Origin of the sequence: Proteus sp. G4415, assembly GCF_963896075.1 — a bacterium.
GTDB classification, from domain to species: Bacteria; Pseudomonadota; Gammaproteobacteria; order Enterobacterales; family Enterobacteriaceae; genus Proteus; species Proteus mirabilis.
In genome coordinates this window covers 46,111-70,360 of the sequence record NZ_CAWQOK010000011.1, presented here as the reverse complement: position 1 = coordinate 70,360, position 24,250 = coordinate 46,111, and the positions used below count along the sequence as shown (strand labels likewise).

19 protein-coding genes are annotated in these 24,250 nt (G+C 36.9%); 14 read left to right on the top strand and 5 right to left on the bottom strand.

What is annotated here, in order from left to right; all coding sequences use genetic code 11:
- Positions 1–136: 136 nt before the first annotated feature.
- The 3 genes from AACU95_RS01385 to ydgH all read right to left on the bottom strand — a co-directional run bounded on the left by AACU95_RS01385 (position 137) and on the right by ydgH (position 3,808).
- Entirely contained in the window at positions 137–703 is a 567-nt protein-coding gene (locus tag AACU95_RS01385; RefSeq protein WP_004242818.1) for a fimbrial protein, read from the bottom strand.
- Positions 704–1,191: 488 nt separating this feature from the next.
- Entirely contained in the window at positions 1,192–2,586 is a 1,395-nt protein-coding gene (locus AACU95_RS01380) for an amino acid permease (protein ID WP_012367898.1), read from the bottom strand.
- A 268-nt stretch (positions 2,587–2,854) separates the two neighbouring features.
- Positions 2,855–3,808 carry a DUF1471 family protein YdgH gene (ydgH, locus tag AACU95_RS01375; protein ID WP_004242823.1) on the bottom strand — a complete coding sequence of 318 codons (954 nt, stop codon included), beginning with the start codon at positions 3,806–3,808 and terminating at the stop codon, positions 2,855–2,857.
- A 387-nt stretch (positions 3,809–4,195) separates the two neighbouring features.
- Here ydgH and pntA point away from each other — a divergent pair, with 387 nt between their 5' ends.
- Complete coding sequence (pntA, locus tag AACU95_RS01370) at positions 4,196–5,725, top strand: Re/Si-specific NAD(P)(+) transhydrogenase subunit alpha (RefSeq protein ID WP_141192109.1); 1,530 nt, start codon at positions 4,196–4,198, stop codon at positions 5,723–5,725.
- A gap of 11 nt (positions 5,726–5,736) precedes the next feature.
- Positions 5,737–7,125, top strand: a complete 1,389-nt coding sequence (gene pntB / locus AACU95_RS01365; protein ID WP_161737149.1) for a Re/Si-specific NAD(P)(+) transhydrogenase subunit beta — start codon at positions 5,737–5,739, stop codon at positions 7,123–7,125.
- 82 nt (positions 7,126–7,207) lie between these two features.
- Here pntB and uspE read toward each other — a convergent pair whose 3' ends face one another.
- Together uspE and AACU95_RS01355 are read right to left on the bottom strand one after the other, a co-directional pair.
- The gene (gene uspE / locus AACU95_RS01360; RefSeq protein WP_141192110.1) at positions 7,208–8,158 is read right to left on the bottom strand and encodes a universal stress protein UspE; all 951 of its coding nucleotides are present in this window, start codon (positions 8,156–8,158) and stop codon (positions 7,208–7,210) included.
- 142 nt (positions 8,159–8,300) lie between these two features.
- Complete coding sequence (locus AACU95_RS01355) at positions 8,301–9,059, bottom strand: FNR family transcription factor (protein ID WP_004248018.1); 759 nt, start codon at positions 9,057–9,059, stop codon at positions 8,301–8,303.
- 565 nt (positions 9,060–9,624) lie between these two features.
- Between AACU95_RS01355 and AACU95_RS01350 the strand changes: the two genes are divergently transcribed.
- The 12 genes from AACU95_RS01350 (at position 9,625) to AACU95_RS01295 (ending at position 24,063) form a co-directional block, all read left to right on the top strand.
- On the top strand, positions 9,625–12,021 hold the full coding sequence (locus tag AACU95_RS01350; protein ID WP_004248020.1) for a DMSO/selenate family reductase complex A subunit: 2,397 nt from the start codon (positions 9,625–9,627) through the stop codon (positions 12,019–12,021).
- Positions 12,018–12,647, top strand: a complete 630-nt coding sequence (locus tag AACU95_RS01345) for a DMSO/selenate family reductase complex B subunit (RefSeq protein WP_004242832.1) — start codon at positions 12,018–12,020, stop codon at positions 12,645–12,647. Before AACU95_RS01350 ends, AACU95_RS01345 begins: the two co-directional genes overlap by 4 nt.
- Positions 12,644–13,516, top strand: coding sequence for a dimethyl sulfoxide reductase anchor subunit family protein (locus AACU95_RS01340; protein WP_004248022.1), 873 nt, complete (start codon positions 12,644–12,646; stop codon positions 13,514–13,516). The genes AACU95_RS01345 and AACU95_RS01340 overlap by 4 nt, the downstream gene beginning before the upstream one ends.
- A 20-nt stretch (positions 13,517–13,536) precedes the next feature.
- The gene (locus AACU95_RS01335) at positions 13,537–14,421 is read left to right on the top strand and encodes a 4Fe-4S binding protein (protein ID WP_141192111.1); all 885 of its coding nucleotides are present in this window, start codon (positions 13,537–13,539) and stop codon (positions 14,419–14,421) included.
- Positions 14,422–14,551: 130 nt separating this feature from the next.
- On the top strand, positions 14,552–15,577 hold the full coding sequence (locus AACU95_RS01330; protein WP_004242837.1) for an NAD(P)H-quinone oxidoreductase: 1,026 nt from the start codon (positions 14,552–14,554) through the stop codon (positions 15,575–15,577).
- A gap of 513 nt (positions 15,578–16,090) precedes the next feature.
- Complete coding sequence (gene disA, locus AACU95_RS01325) at positions 16,091–17,923, top strand: swarming inhibition tyrosine decarboxylase DisA (RefSeq protein WP_017628132.1); 1,833 nt, start codon at positions 16,091–16,093, stop codon at positions 17,921–17,923.
- Between the two features lie 354 nt (positions 17,924–18,277).
- Entirely contained in the window at positions 18,278–19,096 is an 819-nt protein-coding gene (locus tag AACU95_RS01320; RefSeq protein WP_017827809.1) for a PadR family transcriptional regulator, read from the top strand.
- Positions 19,089–19,244 carry a hypothetical protein gene (locus tag AACU95_RS01315; RefSeq protein ID WP_004242841.1) on the top strand — a complete coding sequence of 52 codons (156 nt, stop codon included), beginning with the start codon at positions 19,089–19,091 and terminating at the stop codon, positions 19,242–19,244. Before AACU95_RS01320 ends, AACU95_RS01315 begins: the two co-directional genes overlap by 8 nt.
- A 292-nt stretch (positions 19,245–19,536) precedes the next feature.
- Entirely contained in the window at positions 19,537–20,244 is a 708-nt protein-coding gene (locus AACU95_RS01310; protein WP_012367903.1) for a hypothetical protein, read from the top strand.
- Positions 20,245–20,536: 292 nt separating this feature from the next.
- Positions 20,537–21,100, top strand: coding sequence for an alkyl hydroperoxide reductase subunit C (gene ahpC / locus AACU95_RS01305; RefSeq protein WP_004242845.1), 564 nt, complete (start codon positions 20,537–20,539; stop codon positions 21,098–21,100).
- A gap of 92 nt (positions 21,101–21,192) precedes the next feature.
- Complete coding sequence (gene ahpF, locus AACU95_RS01300) at positions 21,193–22,758, top strand: alkyl hydroperoxide reductase subunit F (RefSeq protein WP_012367904.1); 1,566 nt, start codon at positions 21,193–21,195, stop codon at positions 22,756–22,758.
- Positions 22,759–23,070: 312 nt separating this feature from the next.
- On the top strand, positions 23,071–24,063 hold the full coding sequence (locus tag AACU95_RS01295) for an alpha/beta hydrolase family protein (protein ID WP_004251279.1): 993 nt from the start codon (positions 23,071–23,073) through the stop codon (positions 24,061–24,063).
- Positions 24,064–24,250: the final 187 nt, after the last annotated feature.

Sequence of the window (24,250 nt, the reverse complement as noted above, 5' to 3'; positions counted from 1 at the left end):
TATCGTCTTCATTATAGATAAACCGTGTTCCACTATAAATTACATTTGCTTGTGTAAAAAAAGTAGAACACAGAATTATGATAAATAAAATATAAACATTATACTTCATAATAAAATAATCCTGTGTTTTTTTTAATTAAGAATATTTAACGGTAAAATTTACTGATGTATTGACAGTTCCTGATGTTGGATTTGGAAGATAACTCGCGTAATTGGCATGGAATTTATAAGTTGCTGTTTTATTTTCAATTCTCTTAGTTATTGCTTGGTTACCATTTAAATGAATAATATTTTTATTACCTTCATCACTACGAATGAAAATTCCTACTCCTTTAGCGCTATTATTTGTGATGCTTTTATTCTTCATAATTTTATTTTCACCGGCTAAATCAGTGCCGTTAAATGTTAATGTTGCATTATTATTGCCACAATCTAATAGTTTAATTTCAAAATTACTACCTGTACTGCTTTTGGCATTGGCCCAATCTTTATCTAAGACTATTTCCGATTTATTAATTGTAGGCAAAGTGATAGGAGAACTAGGGCTATCTATATTGCAGGATGTTGATATTACTGTTCCACTAAAATTAATAATATTGTTATTTTTCTTTTCTGTTGTTTTGCTATTATCTGCTAATACATTCATGCTAGAAGAGATAACTAATAATGCAGATAGTAATCTGATATGATTTTTTATTTTCATCGTTTTTCCTTTAATAAATAATTTGATAACGCAATAGGTTTATCCTATTTGTTGCGACGGAGTGGATAATATAGTTTTCTAACAAAAAGTAAATAAAGTGTATTTATCTGCTTTTTGTTTGAAAATCAGTTTATCTGTCTGTATATTATACTATACATGGAGGTATTAACTAAAAATAATATATTTTATTGTGTTATTCACTGGTTTTTTAAAAAACATCATATAAAAAATGAATTTTATATAAAAATTATATGGGTAAATTGTGGTCAATTAAGGAAATAATTAGTTACAACATACAATTTATTTCTCTAATATAATGCACCTAACCATCATCAATAATATTTACTTGCTAAGTAACCAAAACATGGCGTTATTCAATTTCTAATGACAAAGCTTAAGGAAATAAACAAGAGAAACTTGGATAGAAAAAAGGGGAGTGAAGGGCAAGAAATGCCCCCTTGCTTCTTTCTCAAGGGGGAATATAGATCTTAATTAAATACTAAATAGCCACAAGCAGGAATTGCGCCAATTAATACCATCATCAGTAGTATTTTTTCACTAGTATTTAATGACTGTTTATCTTTATATTGTTTTCGTGAATATAAAAATATTAATACACCGGGTGCATAGAGAACGACGGAAAGTAATAAATTAATTACACCTGATGCATAAAGTAACCATAAACCATAGAGGCTTGCAGGTATTGCTATCAGTAATAATCCTCGGCTACTGCGTTCTATGGCAACTTTAAATAAGAAAGCACCAACCAGGAAATAAGGAACGAGGATCATTTCTGACGCGATGGTCAGTAGGGTATTGTAATTACTACCAGTAAGCCAAATTAATACTAGTGATAATTGAACAGCTAAATTAGTAAACCACAAGGAAGAGGAAGGCGCATCATTGTGATTTTGTTTACTCAGTTGTTTGGGAAAAGAGTGGTGTAATGCGGCAATATAAGGGACTTCAGCAGCCATAATTGTCCAGCTTAAATAAGCGCCACATACCGATAGAATAAGGCCGGCGGCAATAACTATCTCACCTATATTTCCAATTAGTTGAACCAGCAAAGGTGCCATAGATGGGTTTTTCATCATAGCAAGCTCTGATTGGCTAACTAATCCTTGAGATAATAGGGTAACGAGAATATAAATAATCAGCGCGATCACAACCGCAAATATTGTCGCTAAACCAACATCTCTTCTATTTTTTGCTCTTGCAGATACGACAACGGCCCCTTCAATACCAATAAATACCCATAAAGTAATTAACATGGTATTTTTTACTTGTTCCCAAACGGGCACGCCCATTTTTATCCCTTCGAAATCAAAGGTAAAAATATCCATATTAAAGGCAAGTAGGGCAACAATAATAAATAACCCCAATGGTATTAATTTTGCCATCGTGGCCATTAAATTGATACTAGCGGCTGTTTGTACACCTCGTAGAACTAAAAAGTGCACAACCCAAAGTAAGATTGATTCACCCAACAATGCCTGCCATGTATTACCATCACCAAAAATAATATTATTAGGGCTGTCGGTAAAAAAACTCACAGCAGCGAAAACGATGACTAAATAAGAGACATTGGCAACTACCGCACAGACCCAATAGCCCCAAGCAGAACAAAAGCCAATAAATTCACCAAATCCTTCTTTCGCATAGGTAAAAATACCGCCATCAAGATCAGGTCTTAAGCGAGAAAGCAATAACAATGATAGGGCGAGAAAAAGGATGCCAACCCCTGTTATTATCCAACCGATAATCAGTGCCGCAGGGCTTGCAACCTCAGCCATATTCTGAGGTAAACTGAATACACCTGCACCAACCATTGAGCTTAGCACTAACGCTGTTAGTGACATTAAACCAAGTTTTTTATTCAAAGATAAGTTCCTGCATGATTAAAATTGTGAATAAATAGCGTATTTTCTTGTTTTTGGTTTAATAATTAGCATAAATATGAATCTGTTAATTTAAGACAAAGATAAAACCACTAAAAAACAGCGAGATTTTACGGAGAGTTGACTTGGTTGTCTATGCATAAAATCATAAATTATATGCATAAGGATAAGAAATTGAGTGAGGTTATTTGGACAAGTATAAAAAAACCTTGCATAGAGCAAGGTTTTTAAAAGAGAAAGTAACAACAGATTATTTAAATAAATCAGCGGTGATTGTTACCGTACCACCATTACTCTGCCATTCACGAGTAATATGGTAGTATTTTGCACCTTTCTCTGCGGCACGTTTAGCAACTTGATAAGAAACTTCCGGTGAGTTCACAAAATAACCACTGAAAGTAATGGTATCAAAAGGTTCCATTAATGCAGCCGCTGCTTTATTAACCTCTTGAATTTCAGTGCCATCAGGTAAGGTGACAGTGTAACGTCCGCTTTTACCTGATGATTGTGTTTCAGCAAATACACCTACATTTCTATCAAAGTCACTATTTGACGCAAGTCCTGGTTTTTCAACTTTATTGGCTGCACTTCCACCTTCGGCAATAAGCGCTCGACCCGCATCAGAGTCATAAGGAACCACGGCTTCTGAAGACTGTATGGCTCTTTTAGGGGCATCTTTTTTATAGATATAAGCAGTAACTTCTTGGTTACCACCATCATTTACCGAAATATTACGGACAATAAAGAATGATGCTGCACCTTTTTTTGCTGCTTCTTTCCCGATTTCGTTATTAATATCAGGTGTTGTTGGATAGTAACCATGAATAGTAACGGTATCAAAAGGCTGTAGCAAAATAGCTTCAGGTTTTGGTAATTCTTTTACACCATGAAATACGCGGTATTCTTCTTCAGTTGCTTTTGGTGCATCTTTTCGATACAGATCGGCAGTCACACTCATGTTGCCACTATCACTGATATCATCTAGACCTTGAATGTAAAAACTATCAGCACCGATTTTATCAGCACGACGAGATACTGCGTCAGCTGCTTCATAAATCGCATTAAAACGACCGATGACTGTAATTCTTTCAAATGGTTTTAGCTCTGCCGCTTGTTCTGGAGACAGTTCCTGTGCAGCCTGCGCAACAGTAATATTAGTTAAAGATAACACCGCTGCTGCGATGACTGAGGTTTTCAGCTTCATACAAAATCCTTCCGCCTTGCGCAATTAATATTGGTCATGTGCTGAACATAGTGATCTATCACATAGAGTGCAATTATTACATGTAATAATAGCGTTTGTCGCATTATTTTATTTAGTGAATAGCCACTGGGTCAAATGACCAGTATATGTTACCAGATATTTACTTAAATATAGTGAATAATTCATTAATATGCCTTTTCGACTAAAATGATCGCATTAAGTTCAATTTTAGCTTTACACAGATCTAGATTATTGGTTTTATTTTCAGTAGGTTATTAGTACCCCAATAAATGGCATGTGAATGATAATGCTTAACAATTTTTTTGCATATTAATGAAATTAGCCATGAAATATTAACAGTTTTCGGATGGATAAGAAGGGAAAATTATGCGAATTGGTATACCCAAAGAGCGACTTTCTAACGAAACAAGAGTTGCAGCAACACCTGCTACAGTCACACAACTCTTGAAATTAGGATTTACAGTCGCGATAGAAAATGAAGCTGGCATTGCTTCTAGTTTCGATAATGACGCTTATCAACAAGTAGGGGCTGAGATCTTAGATTGTCAAAATATTTGGCAATCCGACATTATCTTAAAAGTTAATGCCCCCCTAGAAGATGAAATTGCTTTACTAAAAAAAGGCTCGACTTTAATTAGTTTTATCTGGCCCGCACAAAATGCACCATTGCTAGAAAAATTAGCTGAAAAAGAGATTAATGTAATGGCTATGGATAGTGTACCACGTATCTCCCGTGCACAATCTTTAGATGCATTAAGTTCAATGGCGAACATTGCCGGCTATCGTGCCGTAGTTGAAGCCGCTCATGAATTTGGCCGTTTCTTTACTGGGCAAATTACCGCTGCAGGTAAAGTACCACCAGCCAAAGTGATGGTGATTGGTGCGGGTGTCGCTGGGCTTGCCGCTATTGGGGCCGCAGGTAGTTTAGGCGCTGTTGTTCGTGCATTTGACACTCGACCTGAAGTCAAAGAGCAAGTGCAAAGTATGGGCGCTGAGTTCCTAGAGCTGGATTTTAAAGAAGAAGCGGGGAGTGGTGATGGCTATGCTAAAGTGATGTCAAAAGCATTTATTGATGCAGAAATGGCATTATTTGCAGAGCAAGCCAAAGATGTTGATATCATTATTACCACAGCATTAATTCCAGGAAAACCTGCACCACGTTTAATCACTAAAGAGATGGTTGATTCAATGAAACCAGGTAGCGTGGTGGTCGATTTGGCAGCCCAAAATGGTGGTAACTGTGAATATACCGTTCCTGGTGAGATTTTTACCACTGAACATGGTGTGAAAATTATTGGTTATACTGATTTAGCCGCCCGGTTACCGGCTCAATCATCTCAACTTTATGGTACTAACTTAGTTAACCTATTGAAATTACTCTGTAAAGAAAAAGATGGTAATATCAATATTGATTTTGACGATGTGGTTATTCGTGGTGTTACCGTTATTAAAGCAGGGGAAGTGACATGGCCGGCGCCTCCTATTCAAGTTTCAGCGCAACCTAAAGCAGCTCCTGCAGCAAAACCCCAAGAAAAACCCGTTGCGAAACCTATTTCCCCGTGGAAAAAATATGGTTTATTGGCTATTGCCTTTTTACTGTTCGCATGGTTGGCTAATGTTGCGCCAAAAGAGTTCTTATCACACTTTACTGTCTTCGCACTTTCTTGTGTTGTTGGTTATTACGTTGTTTGGAATGTCAGCCATTCATTGCACACCCCATTAATGTCGGTGACAAATGCCATTTCAGGTATCATTGTCGTTGGTGCATTACTACAAATCGGTAGTGGTGGTTGGGTAAGCTTTTTCTCATTTATCGCTATTTTAATTGCCAGTATTAATATTTTTGGTGGATTTACCGTCACTCAACGTATGTTGAAAATGTTCCGTAAAGGATAAGGGAGACAATTATGTCCAGCGGTGTTGTTACAGCGGCATATATTGTCGCCGCAATATTATTTATTTTTAGCCTTGCAGGGTTATCCAAACATGAAACCTCAAAACAGGGGAATTACTTTGGTATTGCAGGGATGGCTATCGCGTTATTTGCGACTATCTTTGGGCCTTATGCTGATAATGTAGGTTGGATCATTGTTGCTATGGTTATTGGTGCCGTTATTGGTATCCGTTTAGCCAAAAAAGTTGAAATGACGCAAATGCCAGAGTTAGTGGCTATTTTGCATAGTTTTGTAGGTTTAGCCGCGGTTCTGGTTGGTTTTAATAGTTATCTAGATCACAATCCTGCCATTGATCCTGTAATGGCCAACATTCATCTCACAGAAGTCTTTTTAGGTATCTTTATCGGTGCGGTTACTTTTACCGGCTCTATTGTCGCTTATGGCAAACTAAGTGGCAAAATGTCATCCAAACCTATGATGTTGCCTAATCGCCATAAACTTAATTTAGCAGCTTTAGTTATTTCATTTTTATTAATGATCTGGTTTGTCAAAACTGACAGTGTTGGTTTACAAGTCTTTTTAATGATTGTGATGACAGTCATTGCATTAGCATTTGGTTGGCATTTAGTTGCCTCCATTGGTGGTGCGGATATGCCAGTTGTTGTGTCAATGTTGAACTCTTATTCGGGGTGGGTCGCCGCTGCTGCTGGTTTTATGTTAAGCAACGATTTGTTAATTGTGACCGGGGCATTAGTGGGTTCATCGGGCGCTATTCTTTCTTATATCATGTGTAAAGCAATGAACCGCTCATTTATTAGCGTGATTGCCGGTGGTTTTGGTACAGATGGTAGCAGCTCCAGTGACGAAGGAGAGATGGGGGAATATCGTGAAACAACCGCAGAAGAAGTTGCTGAACTATTGAAAAACTCAACTTCAGTGATTATTACGCCGGGTTATGGCTTAGCAGTGGCACAAGCACAATACCCAGTACATGATATAACAGAAAAGCTTCGTCAGCGTGGTATAAAAGTACGCTTTGGTATTCATCCAGTTGCGGGTCGTCTACCGGGGCATATGAATGTATTGTTAGCAGAAGCGAAAGTACCTTACGATATTGTCTTAGAAATGGATGAAATCAATGATGATTTTGCTGATACAGATACCGTTTTAGTTATTGGTGCAAATGATACTGTTAACCCAGCCGCACAAGACGATCCTAATAGTCCAATAGCAGGTATGCCGGTATTAGAGGTATGGAAAGCTCAAAACGTGATCGTGTTTAAACGCTCTATGAATACTGGCTATGCGGGGGTACAAAATCCATTATTCTTTAAAGAAAATACCCAAATGTTATTTGGTGATGCTAAAGCCAGTGTCGATGCGATTTTAAAAGCCTTGTGATCTGTTTAGCTAATAATCTTTAATAAAAAACGCCCGACTATTTAAGTGATAGCGGGCGTTTTGTTATACAGTATTAAAAGCGTTATTCGTTGTCTGAATCGACAGTGATAGGACAGGTAAAGCCATCAGGTTTGATAGCGAGTAAATCACATTTTATATGGTCGATCAGCTGTTCTGCTGTATTGCCTAAGAAAGCGGCAGAAAGTCCGGTTCTCCCTAAAATACCTAATACGACAATACCCGCGTTTAGCTCTTCGCATACTTGAGGGATAACTTGCTCAGGCAATCCTTCTTTGACATGTGTTTTTTCCTCAGGAATAGAGAATTTCTGGCGAAGCTCTTTCATCGCTATAAGGTGTTGTCCACGCAAAGCATTGTTATAAAGGTTAGGATCAAAGTCAGGTAACTCAATTGCAATATTAATGGGTGCAACAGGGTAGGCACTGAGTAAATGAACGTCTGGATCTTTTTGTATACGGTGAGATAAATCGTTAGTTAATTCAATTAACTTTAAATTTAATGCATCATGATATGACTCTTCATTGGACAGATTAGCGGCGACAACAATAGTGCCGTATTCTGGCCACTCTTTATCTTTTACCATCCATACAGGAGCAGGGCATTTTCTTAACAATTGCCAATCTAGGGGAGTAAAAATTAAGGAGCCTAACTTATCATGTTGATGAGCCATTTTAATCAGTAAGTCATGCTTATCGGTGATCACTTCTTCAATAATGGCTTCATACGGTCGGTTATGCCAAATCACTTTTATGTCGATTTGAATGCCGGCTTCAAGATAATAGCGAGCTTGCTGTTTTATCCAAGCGGTTTTTTGATTAATCACGCCTTTGCGCATCGCATTACGTTCATCGGGAGATAAAAGGGTGGTCATGTCATATGAGAGATCATAAACAGGTAGAAAAGCTTTTATCCGCCCACCATTACGCTGAACGATATAAACAGCACGACGTAGTGCTGGTTGGTCATTTTGGTTAGGATCAATGACAACGAGAAGGTTTTGATATTTTTCCATTGCTATATCCTCTTTAGGGCTGGATTTATCCATCTACATTTTTAAAGATAACCCAAGAAGCTAAAATGCAATAGCACAAAATAGAAAACGGGACAAAAATTTGTGTGCCCCGTTATAAAAATAGGTGATGTAATGTAAAAGATTAAGCTTCTGTTGAGGAAGGCAGTTTGCCTGCGAGTTCACTTAACATTTCACTATCTTCAATAGTGATGTATTTACCTTTTACACTTAACATACCACTTTTCTGGAAACGACCTAATAGTCGGCTAATAGTTTCTACTGTCAGGCCTAAGTAATTACCAATATCACCACGAGTCATGGTTAAACGGAACTCACGAGGTGAAAAACCGCGCTGCGCAAAGCGGCGAGAGAGGTTATAAATAAAGGCGGCTAAACGTTCTTCTGCATTTTTCTTTGATAGCAGTAAGATCATCTCTTGGTCACCTTTGATTTCGCCACTCATTAGACGCATCATTTGTTGACGTAAATTAGGCATTTTGCCTGATAAATCATCTAGTGTTTCAAATGGTATTTCACAAACCATTGATGTTTCAAGAGCTTGTGCAAAGCTTGGGTGTTCGGTGTTGATAATGGCATCAAATCCAACCAAGTCACCTGCAAGATGAAAACCTGTGATCTGTTCGTCGCCTTCTTCAGTGATCGTATAACTTTTAATAGTTCCTGAACGAATGGCATAAAGTGACTTCAGCTCATCACCGGCTTTAAACAAGGTTTGACCTTTCTGGATAGGTTTTTTACGCTCGATAATATTATCCAGTTGATCAAGCTCATGCTCGTTTAAAGTAAACGGGATGCAGAGCTGGCTAATACTGCAATCTTGACAATGGATTGCACAACCGCCAGATTGGATTCGGCGAACGACGCGTTTTTCTGGGATCATAAGCTTGCTCATTACAAATAAAAATATTGATATGTGTCAATTTTAACACACATTGCTGTAATTGGTAAGGGGAATAATGGTACGCATAGAAATAATTCTGAATGTAAAAAACGATATAGATTGATTAAGCCCGTGTTTTGTTTGGTGACTTATTTAGAATAATTTGCGCTAACCCTATACACGATTGGTATATTATTCGATTTTTTAAGGAAGTCATAGGGTATTTGCTAAATTATCTTTGGTAAAACTAAAAATTAGGAGGGAACTCAAGAAATTTTATTCAAGGATTAACATCTTATTCACTTTATTTTCTTAACTTTTCGTTTTGCCAACAGAAATTAATCATCTGTTAACACTTCCTAAGTAAAGTTAGCTAAATGTATTTTTGATACAACTTAATGCTAACTTGAATTAGCTTTTCCTTATAAAATGGCAGATCCCATACAAAGACGAATGGAGTTTTGAAACATTCGCTTACCTATTAAGTGGTATTGATATGTATCAATAAGGGTTATCCACTATCTTTTATCATTTTCATTAATAAAAATAGTTATGTGAGAATGATATGTCTATAAAAAAACAAGAAAAAAGGCTTGCTAATCAAGAGGGGATGCCATTAACGCGTCGTCATTTTGTACAAGCCAGTGCAGCATTAGTGAGTATGCCTTTTTTCGCACAAAATGCACAGGCCAATCTTGATAAAAGCCTACCTATTGCCAACATTGATGAGAAACCTGCTACTGTCGTCGCAACATGCAGCACCTTTGACTGTGGTGGTAAATGTGATATCCGAGCTCATGTTAAAGAGGGAATTGTTACCCGTATTACCACAAGACCAGATGCTGATTTAGATGAACAAATGCCGATAATGAGAGCCTGCGTAAGAGGTAGAGGTTATCGTAAATTCACTTATCATGCGGATAGACTTAAATATCCCATGAAACGTGTGGGTAAGCGCGGTGAAGGCAAATTTGAGCGTATCTCTTGGGATGAAGCAACCTCTTTAATTGCTGAGAATGTAACACGATTAACTCAACAGCATGGTGCAGCAAGTCGTTTTCTTACGGTAAATACCGCCGTCACTGGGGGGATCTTCTCTGGTGATACTATGATGAAAAAACTCTTTAATCTCACAGGAGGATATCTTCCTTATTATCACTCAGTGAGCTTAGGGAATACCGCTAAAGTCACACCTTATACTTATGGCGTATCTAAAACAGGAAGTTCTCTTGATACTTTAGCGGATACGCCTTTAGTTATTTTGTGGGGACATAATCCCAACGAAACCATTTTTGGTCACACCAATCACTATTTTCAAAAAATGAAAAATAATGGGACCAAATTTATTGTTGTCGATCCTCGTTATTCAGATACAGCCCAATCTTTAGCTGATCAATGGATCCCATTACTTCCTACCACAGATAATGCACTGATGGATGCAATGATGTATGTCATTGTGACCGAAAATTTACATGATAAAGCGTTTATCGATAAATATGTGGTAGGTTTTGATGAAGATCATATGCCAGAAGGGGTGCCAGCTAACGAATCATTAATGGCTTATTTATTAGGGAAAAAAGACGGTATAGCGAAAACCCCAGAATGGGCGACAAAAATCACACGAGTCCCAGCCAATACTATCCGTCAATTAGCACGTGAATATGCGATGACAAAACCCGCGGCCTTAATTCAAGGTTGGGGGCCACAACGTCATATTTGTGGTGAACGTACCGCCCGTGGTTCAACGTTATTAGCAGCAATTACTGGGAATGTGGGTAAAAAAGGCGCTTGGGCGGCTGGATATGGCGGAATTGGTAACCGTCAATCTATTCGTGGTCCTAATATTGGCAAAAATCCGGTAACTGCACAAATATCCATTATGAATTGGATGCAAGCTGTTGAGGATGCGAGCAAAGTGACGCCAGAAGATGGCCTTATTGGCGTCGATAAACTTGATAGTAATATCAAAATGATCTTTTCTTTAGCGGGTAACTATCTTGTCAATCAAAACCCTGATGTTAATGCGGCAGCTAAGTTACTTGAAGATGAATCTAAAGTAGAGTTTATCGTTGTTAGTGATCTATATATGTCTCCGTCAGCCAAATACGCAGACTTAGTTTTACCAGAAACGAGCTTTTTAGAGCGTTGGAATATCGGTAATACATGGGGAACGGGCAACTATTTCTTACTGTCAGAAAAAGTCGTTGAACCTGCTTTTGAAAGACGTTCTGATTATGAATGGATCAGCGATGTTGCTGAGAAAATGGGAGTCAAAGAGGCTTTTACCGAAGGACGAACAGAAAAAGAGTGGATAGCTTATCTCGTTAATACTAACAAAGAACGCTTTAAAGATAGACCTGATTTCCCAACTTTTGATGAATTACTCAAGACTCGCCGCTATCTTTTCAAAGATGCACCTTTTGTTGCATTTGAAGAAAATATTCGTGATCCAGAAAATCATCCTTTCCCAACTCCATCAGGAAAAATTGAAATTTTCTCTAAACGTCTCTATGACATGAATAATGTCGATATTCCTGCATTATCTCATTATGTTCCTGCAATTGAAGGTCCAGAAGATAAATTGACCGAGAAATATCCACTACAAATGTTAACTTGGAAAGGAAAAAATAGAGCTAATTCAACGCAATATGCTAACCCTTGGTTACAAGAGGTACAACGCCAAGAAATGTGGATAAACCCTATTGATGCACAAAATAGAGGCATCAAAAATGGCGATATGGTGCGTATCTATAACGACAGAGGGATCACCCAAATACCCGCTTTAGTTACCGAGCGAATTATTCCTGGTGTGGTTGGTTTACAGGCGGGGGCTTGGTGGTCTCCTGATAAAGACGGTGTTGATCATGGTGGGTGCCCTAACGTTTTGACATCAACACGTATGACACCATTAGCCCATGGTAATTCACATTTAACCGTTTTAGTTGAGGTAACCAAAGCATGAGTGAATTCAAACAATATGCGCCTGTTAGCGATGAACAGCTTGGTTTTTTTATTGATTCTTCTCGTTGCTCAGGTTGTAAAGCATGCCAAGTTGCATGTAAAGATAAAAATAATTTAGAGGTTGGGCGCCGTTTTCGCCGTATTTATGAAATACAGGGCGGGGGATTTGCACCTAATGGGCAAGGTGCATTTGAAAATAATGTCTTTGCATACACATTAACGATTTCATGTAATCACTGTGACGATCCTATATGTGTAAAAAACTGCCCAACAACAGCAATGCATAAACGCCCCGGAGATGGCATTGTCCGTGTTGATACCAGCAAATGTGTTGGGTGTGGTTATTGCTCATGGTCATGTCCTTATGGTGCACCACAAATGAATACTGAAACAGGACAAATGTCGAAATGTGATTTCTGCGTAGATTTATTAGCAGAAGGTAAAAATCCTATTTGTGTTGATACATGTCCATTAAATGCGATTAAGTTTGGAAAAATTAAAGATCTACGCGCTAAATATGGTCATTTAAGCCAAGTTCAAGGGTTACCTGATTTTACAATCACTCACCCTAATTTGGTCATCAAACCACATACTGGTGCAATTAAAAAAGGAGGGAACCAAGCATGAGTGAATGGCCATTAGTTACCTTTACTTTGTTAGTACAAAGTTCTGTTGGTGTTACTATTTTTACTGCCCTCTATTTTTGTTGGTTAGAGAAAGAAATAGGTAATCAACGAGCAACACGCACTTTGCGCCCCGTATTACTGACAAGTGCTATATTGGGATGCTTAGGATTATTAGCCTCAACACTGCATATGGGATATCCGTGGAATGCGTTTCATGCCTTACGCCATATATCATCATCATGGCTAAGCCGTGAGATTATCTTTGCTGCTCTTTACCTGGGCGCACTATGTTTATATACCTTGCTAGTACTAATAAAAGGTCATATGAATAAAACCCTCTTAGCCATTATCGGTTTACTGGGGTTAGTGGATATTTTCTGTATGGCTTCGCTTTATTACAGCACATCGATGATAACTTGGATGCATGTTAATACCTATTTTATGTTTATCGGTTCTGTTTTTTCTGCGGGAGCGGTGATCACGTTATTAATCACTTCAATAAGGGTTAAAGCCTTTGCTGATGGCGAACTTGCTAAAAAAATAGTATTAAGTGCTTTGGTTGGTATTTTTCTTGCCGTGACTATCCGTATGGCAGAGCAACCACTTTATTTATCATGGATGTCAGAAATACAATTAACCAATGATGCAATTACTTTTCCTCATACCCCTATAATTGCGTATAATGAGACTTTCGGATTAAGAATATCTGCATGGATATTGTCTATTATCAGTATATTAATGATGGGATATAGCCTGTATAAATATCGTATAGCTGTATTTACTTCTGGGTTATCTCTAATTTGGGGTAGCGGTATTGTCCTGTTAATTGCTGAAATACTTAACCGATTTGCATTTTTTATTGTTAAGTAATAGTAATGGAGTTATGAAGTATGAGGCGTTTTATTAGGGTAGATCTTCCTCCTAAACCTATCATTAATGATAAATGTGTTAGGAAACGCCTCAAACAAAGCCTTTGTGATAGCTGTTCAAAAGTCTGTCCTGTGGACGCTATCACTTTTAGTCTTTTGAACGTTGAAATAGATAATGAGCGTTGTTTCCAATGCGGTAATTGTCTATTTACTTGCCCTGTTGATGCTATAGAAAATATCTCCCCCCATGAACGTAGCTTTCAAGATAATCTATTAGTCATTAATCATGATGAACCACTGGCCAGTATTGAAGAGCTTTTGGTTTGGCATCGACAGTATCAAATACGCGGTATGAAAATAGCGGAACCCTTGGTTGATAAGTGGTTGCCGATACTCGCACAACTTAATTTGCAATTAAAAACCTTACAAGAGCCTATTTGGCAATTAGTTTTAGTGGAGCCTGAACCGGTTGATAGTGGTCGTCGCTTTATGCTATTTCGACAAAAATTAGATGAAAAGCCACTTAATAAAGGTCACGTAAAAACAGGATTAAATGCCAGGAAACAGCTTTATCCGCAAGATAGCTGGTTCCATATTCAATTAGATAAAGAAAGTTGTATTCTTTGTTCTGCATGTGCCAAGGTGTGTGATGAAGGTGCAATCACAATCGAAGATAATCGCTTTATCATTGATGAAAAACGTTGCACCGGTTGTATGAACTGCCAAGTTGTCTGTTTTCCAAAATCAATAAAAGTCGTAGAACAAATTGCTAAAAATAGCACACCGACACATTACCATTATTATGATGCACAATGTGATAAATGCCGCCTTGCTTTTTTTGCTTGGGAGCCTAATGCCACCTTATGTCCGATTTGTACTCAGCATCAAAAACAGGGATGGCTATAACAGTGTTTATAATTTGTTCTATGCAAAAATAAATTTATCTCAATAACATCATTACTTAAATAAAATGACTATTTTTATGCGATAGTGATTGTTGATAAAGATCTCATTCATTTCTAAGTAAGGTGACATCATGATAAAAAATAATGACTTACCTGCTTTTATGACGCAAGTGGTTATTACTGAACCCGGTGGCGTTGATAAACTGCAATTAGAAAATAGCCCATTACCGTCATTGCCCCCTCATTATATGTTGGTAAAAGTTAATGCAGCGGGTGTTAATCGCCCTGATATTTTTCAACGTCAAGGTAGTTATCCACCGCCAGCCGATGCATCTCCTATATTAGGATTAGAGATTGCTGGGGAAGTGGTGAAATTAGGTGAACATTGTACAAAATGGGCAATAGGTGATCGTGTTTGTGCTTTAGTTGCTGGTGGCGGTTATGCTGAATATTGTTTAGTCCATGAAGATATCGCTTTACCGTCGCAAGGATTAAGCGATATTGAAGCGGCAGCATTACCTGAAAATTTATTTACTGTTTGGGCAAATCTATTTCAACTCGGTCAGTTAAAAGCAGGGGAATCGGTTTTGATCCATGGGGGCACTTCTGGGATTGGCTCTATGGCGATTATGTTAGCACACAATCTTGGTTGTGAAATTTACACAACGGTAGGTTCAAAAGAAAAAGCCGAAGTTGCCCAAAAATTAGGGGCTAATCATGTTATTAATTACCGTGAGAAAGATTTTGCTACAGAAATTCCTGTATTAACTCAAGGTAAAGGCGTTGATGTCATACTTGATATTATCGGCGGCGATTATGTGGAAAAAAATTATCAAGTTGCGGCGAAATTTGGCAGAGTGATCCAAGTTGGCATGATGAAAGGGGCCCCTAAAAACTTAAATATGATGCCACTGATGCTTAAGCGATTAATTCATACAGGTTCTACCATGCGTTCTAGAACGCCAGAAGAAAAAACGCATATAGCACAAGAATTAAAACAACAAGTATGGCCGTTGATTATCAAAGGTCAAATTAAGCCTATTATTAATGCGGTCTTTTCTTTACAAGAAGTTGCCAAAGCACATCAATTAATGGAGTCTGGTGACTTAATTGGTAAAGTAGTGCTTGAGATTGATATGAATAAATCACTGGTGTAGAGCTAAAATAAATTTATTTTATTTATTATAAGTTATAAAAGCATTCTCATTCTCAATCACGATTATTCTGAAAAAACACATAATAAAGATATTATGTGTTTTTTTATTCTCTATAAAAAATTTAAGAAGCTTTAATATGATCCTGTGCTTTTTGCGTCATTATAAAAATAAACCTCACTTAATAATCCATCTTATCTAAGATAAAAAATCACTTATTTAAAATAAAACAGATTTAAGTATCGACTATGGTAAAAATATTATAATAAGTTTTGAAAAATAGCATAAATCAAAATTGATAATGAAATTTATAAACTAATTAATAAAACTAAATCATTTATCATGAAAAAGTAAAAACTTTAGAACGAACTTGGAAAATCTTATCTGATATCAATAAAATAAAGAAGATTCTTACTCATCATGTAGTATATCATTTAAAAAGAGACTAATTATTTACGTAAAATAAACTCAATTCTGATTAAAATTGATAACAAAAATTTATATATAGGTGCGATGATGGCAAATCACAAAGAAACCTGTCTGAGTGCTGCAGAGCGTGTGTTTGATACCCGAACCGTGGATACCCTAACATGTTATCATCGAGAGATGGTAAAGATGTTGATGGATAGTGAGTCCTTTTATTCTAGTCCAAATAACTCACAGATAAATACTAATGAGAGATTAGAGAACAAAATAAAAAGCAATACCATTGAAAATAAAGCTGTGAAGGGATCTTATGGTGATATTTTAAATAATTTAAACCAGCAGCTAATGAATAATAAACCTGAGATTGAGCCTTATTTCTCACATTACAACTCTCCCGTCATGCGATTGGCGAAATTAGGCTACCTTTCTGCACTGGCCTATAATGCTGATAATGTTTTTAACAAACATTCACCCATACAAAAACAGCAAGAGCAAAAAATAACTCATGATTTGTGTAAACTAATCGGTTTTGAACCAGATAAAGCATTTGGGCATATTACCACCAGTCATGTTTTTGCTTGTTATGAAATTTTGTGGGCTTTGAGAAATTTAAAAACACTGCCGATGGCGATTGCACGTCATCCAAAATCAAGAGATCTGGTTGCAGATAAAAAAGCATTTGAGTTATTTAATATGTCTATCACTGATATTTTATCCATCAGTGAACAGCTATATGAGCGAGATATTTTTGATGATGTCAGCCATTTAACTTGTCGTGGCACCGGCATGACAAGAACGATGCATTTAGGTAAATTACTAGTACCGATATACCGCTTCGAATTTTGGAAGAAGGCGATGGATATCTTGGGGTTAGGTTATGATAATCTCATTGCCTTACCAATAGATGAAGAGTTTAAAACAGATATAGCTAAAACGCGTCATATTGTGCTTCGCTTAATAGAGCAGGGAGAGCCGATACTCGGTATTATTGGCGTGTTAGGCTCATCGACATACGGTAGCATTGACAAACTTAAGCCTCTTTTCGAATTACGTGAAGAGTGTGAAAAACAACATAACAACTCATTCTATATTCACATTGATGCATCCCAATTAGGCTATATGAAAAGCCTGTTTCTTGACGAAAATAATAGCATCATCCCTTATAACATATTGTGCGATAAACTTAAGCAAGAAGCACCTTTACTTGAGTTAACCTCAGATATTTATGATAGTTTTACTCAGCTATCAAGAGCTGATTCTGTTTCTTTTGAGCCATTTCAAGCGGGATTTTCTCCTTATCCTACGGGGATTGTTTGTATAAAAGATGCTCGATTAAGTCGTTTTCTCGCTAACCCGCCAAAACTGTGCCCAGAAGAGGGGAATATTCCCGATGAAATTGATGGGATCCAATCAGCACCTGCGGTTGCATCAATGTGGGGGATCCATCAGCTATATGCTTTTAATCATTTTGGGTATGGGCAATGCGCTCAAAATCAATGGGAAGCTAGAGTAAAACTGGAACAACAATTAAAACAAGAGAACGAATTTGAAAAATCGGGTATCTCTTATGCTATTCATATTTTGCCAGTTTCAGATTTTAATAAACTCACTTTTGCCATTGCTCTTAAAGGCAACCAATGTTTAAAAATACAAAATCAGCTAAATAATGCTATTTATAAAAATTTAGAAATAAAGAGCCAATATAAGCCAGATCTCAACCTATTAGTGCTGTGTGCTCGTAATAGCGATGATATACCTGCTCAGTTTTGTCAACAATGTCATTTAGGTAAAGATGAATGGAAGCAAGTTAACCACTTAAGTCTTTTACAATTAACGATAAAAAACACTGATAAATGGAGTGAAGAGCATATTAAAGCAGGGTACGACTATATTAAAAAAGTTGTCCTATCTGCATTAAAATAGCTATTTTGTTCTATTTATTATTTAACATAGTAAAAGTTAGCAAGGAAAAGGTTGCTAACTTTTTTAGTTTACCCTTATAAAAGTGACGCTGTCACTAAAGTTACTCCTTCCTTTGCTTGTTTCGTTTGTCTAGCTCCTTATTTTCGTTATAAATAGCACATAAAATCAAGCTCGAGAATGAGAATCATTCATAATTAGGAGTGAATGATAGAATGTAACTATAGATAAATCATATTGTTACTATTCCTTATGATAGATAAAGTAAATAGATATATCTAAAACTTGATCATTTAGATATATCGGATTATATTGGTCATCAATGATTTCGATATATCTAAAAAATGAGGGAATATTATGATGATCCAAGCGTTACATTCGCTTTATCAACAACACACCGATAATGGTGGTCATGGCATCGGACGTTGTGGTGGTAAAGGTAAACACAGAGGACAACACCACAATGGCAATAATGAACATTGTTGTCATGGTGAAAGAGGCCATCACCAAGAAGGTCATGGCAAATGTTGCCAACAGGGTGAGCAAAGTCATGAGCATAATGATCATGCCGAACATGGCTGCTGTCACGGTGAAAAACAGCAAGAGCATGGTAAACGACATGGCCGAGGTTGTGGTGCTGGTAAAGGAAAAGGAAGAGGCCAAGGTCGTCAATTAAAACGTATGTTTGACCATGGTGATTTACGTGTCCTTTTGTTGAGTATGATCGCGGCAAAACCTAGCCATGGGTATGAAATTATTCGAGGAATAGATGAAGCATCTTCAGGACTATATGTACCAAGTCCAGGGGTTATATATCCAACACTGACACTATTAGAAGAGCAAGATTTAGTTGTTGCTAATATCGCTGAAAAAGGCCGTAAAAATTATAGTATTACGCCAGAAGGTTCAGCATTTTTAGCAGAAAACCAAGAAACAGAAAAAAATATTCAAAATAAACTGGCTTATGCACGTGATTTATCACAAAACGCAGGGGGAGTTTCTGAGGAAATCGAATTTGCGGTAGGAAAATTAAAAGCGGTATTACGTCATAAGTTAGTATTGAAACAACTTTCTGTAGAAAAAGCGCAACGCATTGCTTTTATACTTAATGAAGCAGTCGAAAAAATAGAAGCCATTAATGAGGCATTGATCTCTGAGGTAAGGGAAGATGAATAAAACAGAAACACCATTACGGAACAGAAGCAAAAATAATGATATTGAAAAAGAAGAGCTAGAAAATAATCCAGCCGTCAAAGAGCAAATTTGTCCTAAAATGCCAGTATCCTATTTTCGACGAGCGTTACGAAAAACAGGTAGACTATGATAATGCTAGACAGAGGCTATCCATATGCTATAGCTTCTGTCGTTTTGAGCATGCTGCCTCGCATATTTCTTTTATCATGTCATCATTTTTTTCAACGCACTGTTTTTTCAAATAGTTCTCACTACTAATGAGGCACTTTATAACTATTTCAGTGGTTTTTTATTAGTTTTTTATTAGTTTTTTATTATAAGTTGTGAGACTCCTCGCTTTTTTATTCTTAGTTCATTACTTGCTGATTTTATTGATACTGTTATTTTTTAATTTGTCATAATATTCGAGATACCATTGATATATGGTAAAACCAAAATGCTACCCATGCATCTATATGAATAAGATGATAGATAAGATAAATAAGATGACAGATAAGATAAACAGTACCTATATGCCTTACAAACATTATAAAAATAGCATAGCAATATTATTTCTCGCCTCTGCCTTGCTACCTAGATTTTCTGTGGCTGAACCACTCACTCATTTACCTCAAAAAGATCGCATTTCTTATTTTGCTCAAGCGGAGAAAATGGCCATCACTGGTGTGGCTATCAAAACCAAACCCGTTTTAGCCAGACCTGCAAAAGAAGGGGAAGTGATCACCACTTACATAAAAGGTGAAGGGGTTGAAACTATTTCGGAGCCAGCCAAAGCGGGTGATTGGGTTGTACAAAATATTTGTCCAGCAACAGGTAATGAAGAAATTTTGGTCAGAAAAGATAAATTTACTCAGCGCTATAATCTGGCTGATGTAGACAAAGCGAAAAGCATCACACCGATAAGGCAAGGCTATCAAGTTTTTATCCCTAAAGGGATTGAAATGAATTATTTTATTGTTCCAAAACAAACCGCTGAGTTTGCAATGGAAGCGCCTTGGGGAGAGCTACAACGTTTTCAAGCCGGTGATGCAGTTGTACAATCTACCACCGATAAACAAGATATTTATCGGATCCAACAGGCCGCTTTTAAATGCACTTATACTATTTTAAAAACCGCCAAAGAGATTTGATCTGTATATATGTGATAAAAAGCGCTAAATTGAAAAAATAATTGTTACTTTTTATAGAGTTAATTTTATAGTTTTACTGCTAAAAATAGCAATAATTAGCTTTTTTTGTCATTAAATCGTGTTTTTTTGTATTTTTTTTAGTCATTTGCGTTAGTCGCTACATTTCGTTAATCTATCTCTATCAATTTATTAAACTCATTAGGTAAAACCTATTGATATGATAGTAGGAATGTATTAGATATTCTCAATTGGAATAGGTACATTAGATTCATACCAAACAGGAGGAAATACAATGTCTTTAATTAATACCCCAATCAAACCATTCAAAAACATGGCATTTAAAGACGGTCAATTCGTAGAAGTGACTGAAAAGGACGTCGAAGGCAAATGGAGCATTTTCTTCTTCTATCCAGCTGACTTTACCTTTGTTTGTCCAACAGAATTAGGTGACTTAGCTGATCATTATGAAGAATTCCAAAAAATGGGTGTAGAAATTTACTCTGTTTCTACTGACACTCATTTTACTCATAAAGCATGGCATAGCAGCTCAGAAACTATCGGTAAAATCAAATATGGCATGATCGGTGACCCAACTGGCGCATTAACTCGTAACTTTGAAAATATGCGTGAAGCGGAAGGTCTGGCAGATCGTGGTACTTTCGTTGTTGACCCACAAGGTATCATCCAAGCAATCGAAATTACTGCTGAAGGTATTGGCCGTGATGCAGCTGACCTGTTACGTAAAGTAAAAGCGGCTCAATATGTTGCTAGCCACCCAGGTGAAGTTTGCCCAGCAAAATGGAAAGAAGGTGATGCAACTTTAGCTCCATCACTGGATTTAGTTGGCAAAATCTAAAAAATTCTAAATAAGAATCAAGCCACTAAAGAAGCTACTAACGTAGTTATTTATCGGGTGTTTCGGCACCCGATTTTATTGAGGGTGCAAAAATGTTAGATAATAATTTAAAAGCTCAACTGAAAGCTTACCTAGAACGATTAACCCAGCCAGTTGAGTTAGTTGCAACATTAGACGACAGCAAACATTCTGCTGATATCCAAGCCTTATTAAAAGAAATTGAACCGTTATCTGATAAAGTCACATACCGTGAAGATAACAGTGCTAATGTGCGCAAACCATCTTTTCTTATTACCAACCCAGGGAAAACAACTGGCGTTCGTTTTGCAGGCTCGCCATTAGGTCATGAGTTTACTTCTTTAGTATTAGCATTATTACAAACCGGTGGTCATCCATCTAAAGAAGCCCCAGAATTACTTGAACAAATTCGTCAGTTAGACGGTGAGTTTCATTTCGAAACCTATTATTCGCTCTCTTGTCATAACTGCCCTGATGTTGTTCAGGCATTAAACTTAATGGCGATTTTAAATCCGAACATCACCCATACGGCGATCGACGGAGGCATGTTCCAAAATGAAATTCAGGAACGTAATATCATGGGCGTTCCTGCGGTATTCTTAAATGGCAACGAGTTTGGCCAAGGTCGTATGACTTTAGCTGAAATTGTTAGCAAAGTAGATAGCAATGCAGAAAAACGCACTGCAGAGTTATTAAATAAAAAAGATGCCTTTGATGTTTTGATTGTCGGAAGCGGCCCTGCGGGGGCATCAGCGGCAGTATATGCTGCACGTAAAGGCTTAAATACAGGTCTTATCGGTGAACGTTTTGGTGGACAAGTTCTCGATACTGTTGATATTGAAAACTATATCTCTGTACCTAAAACAGAAGGTGCAAAATTAGCTGGGGCTTTAAAAGCTCATGTTGATGATTATCAAGTTGATGTCATTGACAGCCAAACTGTCAGCCGTTTAATTCCGGGAGCAGCGGAAGGTGATCTACACCAAATTGAAACCGCATCTGGTGCGATTTTAAAAACCCGTAGCTTAATTATTGCCACGGGTGCTCGCTGGAGAAATATGAACGTACCGGGTGAAAACGAGTACCGTACTCGCGGTGTAACATACTGCCCACATTGTGATGGTCCTCTATTTAAAGGTAAAAGAGTGGCTGTTATTGGTGGTGGTAACTCGGGTGTTGAAGCTGCCATTGACTTAGCGGGTTTAGTGGAGCACGTGACCGTACTAGAATTTGCCTCAGAAATGAGAGCCGATGCTGTTTTACAAAATAAACTGCGTAGCTTAAGTAATGTCGATGTTATCTTAAATGCCCAAACAACAGAAGTATATGGAGATGGCACTAAGTTAACAGGACTGAAATATAAAGATCGCACTAACGATTCAATGCATGATATTGCCTTAGCGGGTATTTTCGTCCAAATTGGTTTACTGCCAAACACACAATGGTTAGACGGAACTGTTGAGCGTAATAAAATTGGTGAGATCGTGGTTGATTCACGTGGTGAAACCAATATTAAAGGGGTATTTGCTGCGGGTGACTGTACAACTGTTCCTTATAAACAAATTATTATCGCCGCGGGTGAAGGTGCAAAAGCCTCATTAAGCGCTTTTGATTACTTAATTCGCACAACTGCAAAATAAGTAAATCAAAGATAATCAATAAGTTATAGAGAAAGGCATCTTTTTTAAGATGCCTTTTTTTGTACATAAAATCATCAAAAATGGCTGAAAAGTGCCCTTAAGTATTCAAGTATGGACAGAATGTTGTTTAAAAATAATTTCTCAAAACAAAAGTCGTTTTCTGCCTATTTAATTTTTAAGCAATTTAACCATTCCAATTAAGATACTTTTTACATCTATTTTTCTTTGTTCAAGAAAAATGCTATTCAAAATTTTTAAGCAATCTATACTATTATTCCACTACTTAAATAATCTATAAGGAAATTGATTGATATGGTTCTAAAAAAGAGATGTTTTAGACAAATTGCTCCTGCGCTTATTTTTTCTTTACTAACAATTGGTACTTTCTCGGCGAATGCGAATATCGATGTTCGCGATGAAACCTTATTTGAAGCACATCAGCGTTTTAAAACACAAATTATAAATGATAGTTTTGACAATACTGAAGCACCTTGGGAAGCGCCAGCAGAAATATTCAATGTAGTTAAATATCCGGCCAAACTAGGTGATATGTATGCTTATTTAACCCCTCCGCCGGCGAATAAAAAAAATAAACTACCTGCGGTGATTTGGCTGAATGGAGGATATGGTGGGATAGGAGGAGATGATTATTTTTGGACACCACAACCAGTTGAAAATGACCAAACAGGAGCGACGTTTCGTGATCCTAATATGGTACTCATGATACCTTCTTTTCGTGGTGAAAATACCAACCCTGGTCGCTATGAAATGTTTTATGGTGAATTAGAAGATTTAGACTCAGCTAGAGAATATTTAGCGTCATTACCTTATGTTGATCCTAAACGTATTTACGTAGTAGGACATAGCACTGGGGGAACGAGAGCATTATTGGCTAGTGAATACAGTGATAAATTCAGGGCAATATTCTCTTTAGGAGGAATACCTGATCTTAAACTACGCACAGAAGGGCGGATGATGGTTGTATTACCCTTTGATAAAAACAACGAAGAAGAATTTAATGTCCGTTCTGTATACCGCTATATTAAATCAATAAAAACACCAACATTTTATTTTGAAGGTCATGATTATTTTTGGGATGAATTCAATGAATTACGTGTGGTTGCAATGGAACACGATATTCCTCTGAAAATTTATAATATAAAAAATGGAGACCATTTTAATATTATTGTCCCTGTTAGCCAATTAATTAAAGACAAAATCTTGCAAGATACTGATACAAATAAAGAAAGCAATATTCGATTCACTAACGAAGAAATTAAGTGGATCAATAAAATGGTGAAATAAATTTTAAAATGATAAAACCGCTCTATTATCAATTAGATAAAAGAGCGATAGTGTCTATTTTGAGCCGATATAGTGCGTTTAAAATTTCATCATATGTGCTTAAAAGTATTTATAACTTTGTTGATTGTCTCTTTCAATAATCAAAACAGAAGATGTTAGAATTGCTTATACTGTCTTATAAACATAT

What these genes read in the sequence shown, in the direction of transcription:
- AACU95_RS01385 (WP_004242818.1), bottom strand. Translation starts at nt 703, where the DNA reads ATGAAAATAAAAAATCATATCAGATTACTATCTGCATTATTAGTTATC.
- ydgH (WP_004242823.1), bottom strand. Translation starts at nt 3,808, where the DNA reads ATGAAGCTGAAAACCTCAGTCATCGCAGCAGCGGTGTTATCTTTAACT.
- pntA (WP_141192109.1), top strand. Translation starts at nt 4,196, where the DNA reads ATGCGAATTGGTATACCCAAAGAGCGACTTTCTAACGAAACAAGAGTT.
- pntB (WP_161737149.1), top strand. Translation starts at nt 5,737, where the DNA reads ATGTCCAGCGGTGTTGTTACAGCGGCATATATTGTCGCCGCAATATTA.
- uspE (WP_141192110.1), bottom strand. Translation starts at nt 8,158, where the DNA reads ATGGAAAAATATCAAAACCTTCTCGTTGTCATTGATCCTAACCAAAAT.
- AACU95_RS01355 (WP_004248018.1), bottom strand. Translation starts at nt 9,059, where the DNA reads ATGATCCCAGAAAAACGCGTCGTTCGCCGAATCCAATCTGGCGGTTGT.
- AACU95_RS01350 (WP_004248020.1), top strand. Translation starts at nt 9,625, where the DNA reads ATGTCTATAAAAAAACAAGAAAAAAGGCTTGCTAATCAAGAGGGGATG.
- AACU95_RS01345 (WP_004242832.1), top strand. Translation starts at nt 12,018, where the DNA reads ATGAGTGAATTCAAACAATATGCGCCTGTTAGCGATGAACAGCTTGGT.
- AACU95_RS01340 (WP_004248022.1), top strand. Translation starts at nt 12,644, where the DNA reads ATGAGTGAATGGCCATTAGTTACCTTTACTTTGTTAGTACAAAGTTCT.
- AACU95_RS01335 (WP_141192111.1), top strand. Translation starts at nt 13,537, where the DNA reads ATGAGGCGTTTTATTAGGGTAGATCTTCCTCCTAAACCTATCATTAAT.
- AACU95_RS01330 (WP_004242837.1), top strand. Translation starts at nt 14,552, where the DNA reads ATGATAAAAAATAATGACTTACCTGCTTTTATGACGCAAGTGGTTATT.
- disA (WP_017628132.1), top strand. Translation starts at nt 16,091, where the DNA reads ATGGCAAATCACAAAGAAACCTGTCTGAGTGCTGCAGAGCGTGTGTTT.
- AACU95_RS01320 (WP_017827809.1), top strand. Translation starts at nt 18,278, where the DNA reads ATGATGATCCAAGCGTTACATTCGCTTTATCAACAACACACCGATAAT.
- AACU95_RS01315 (WP_004242841.1), top strand. Translation starts at nt 19,089, where the DNA reads ATGAATAAAACAGAAACACCATTACGGAACAGAAGCAAAAATAATGAT.
- AACU95_RS01310 (WP_012367903.1), top strand. Translation starts at nt 19,537, where the DNA reads ATGGTAAAACCAAAATGCTACCCATGCATCTATATGAATAAGATGATA.
- ahpC (WP_004242845.1), top strand. Translation starts at nt 20,537, where the DNA reads ATGTCTTTAATTAATACCCCAATCAAACCATTCAAAAACATGGCATTT.
- ahpF (WP_012367904.1), top strand. Translation starts at nt 21,193, where the DNA reads ATGTTAGATAATAATTTAAAAGCTCAACTGAAAGCTTACCTAGAACGA.
- AACU95_RS01295 (WP_004251279.1), top strand. Translation starts at nt 23,071, where the DNA reads ATGGTTCTAAAAAAGAGATGTTTTAGACAAATTGCTCCTGCGCTTATT.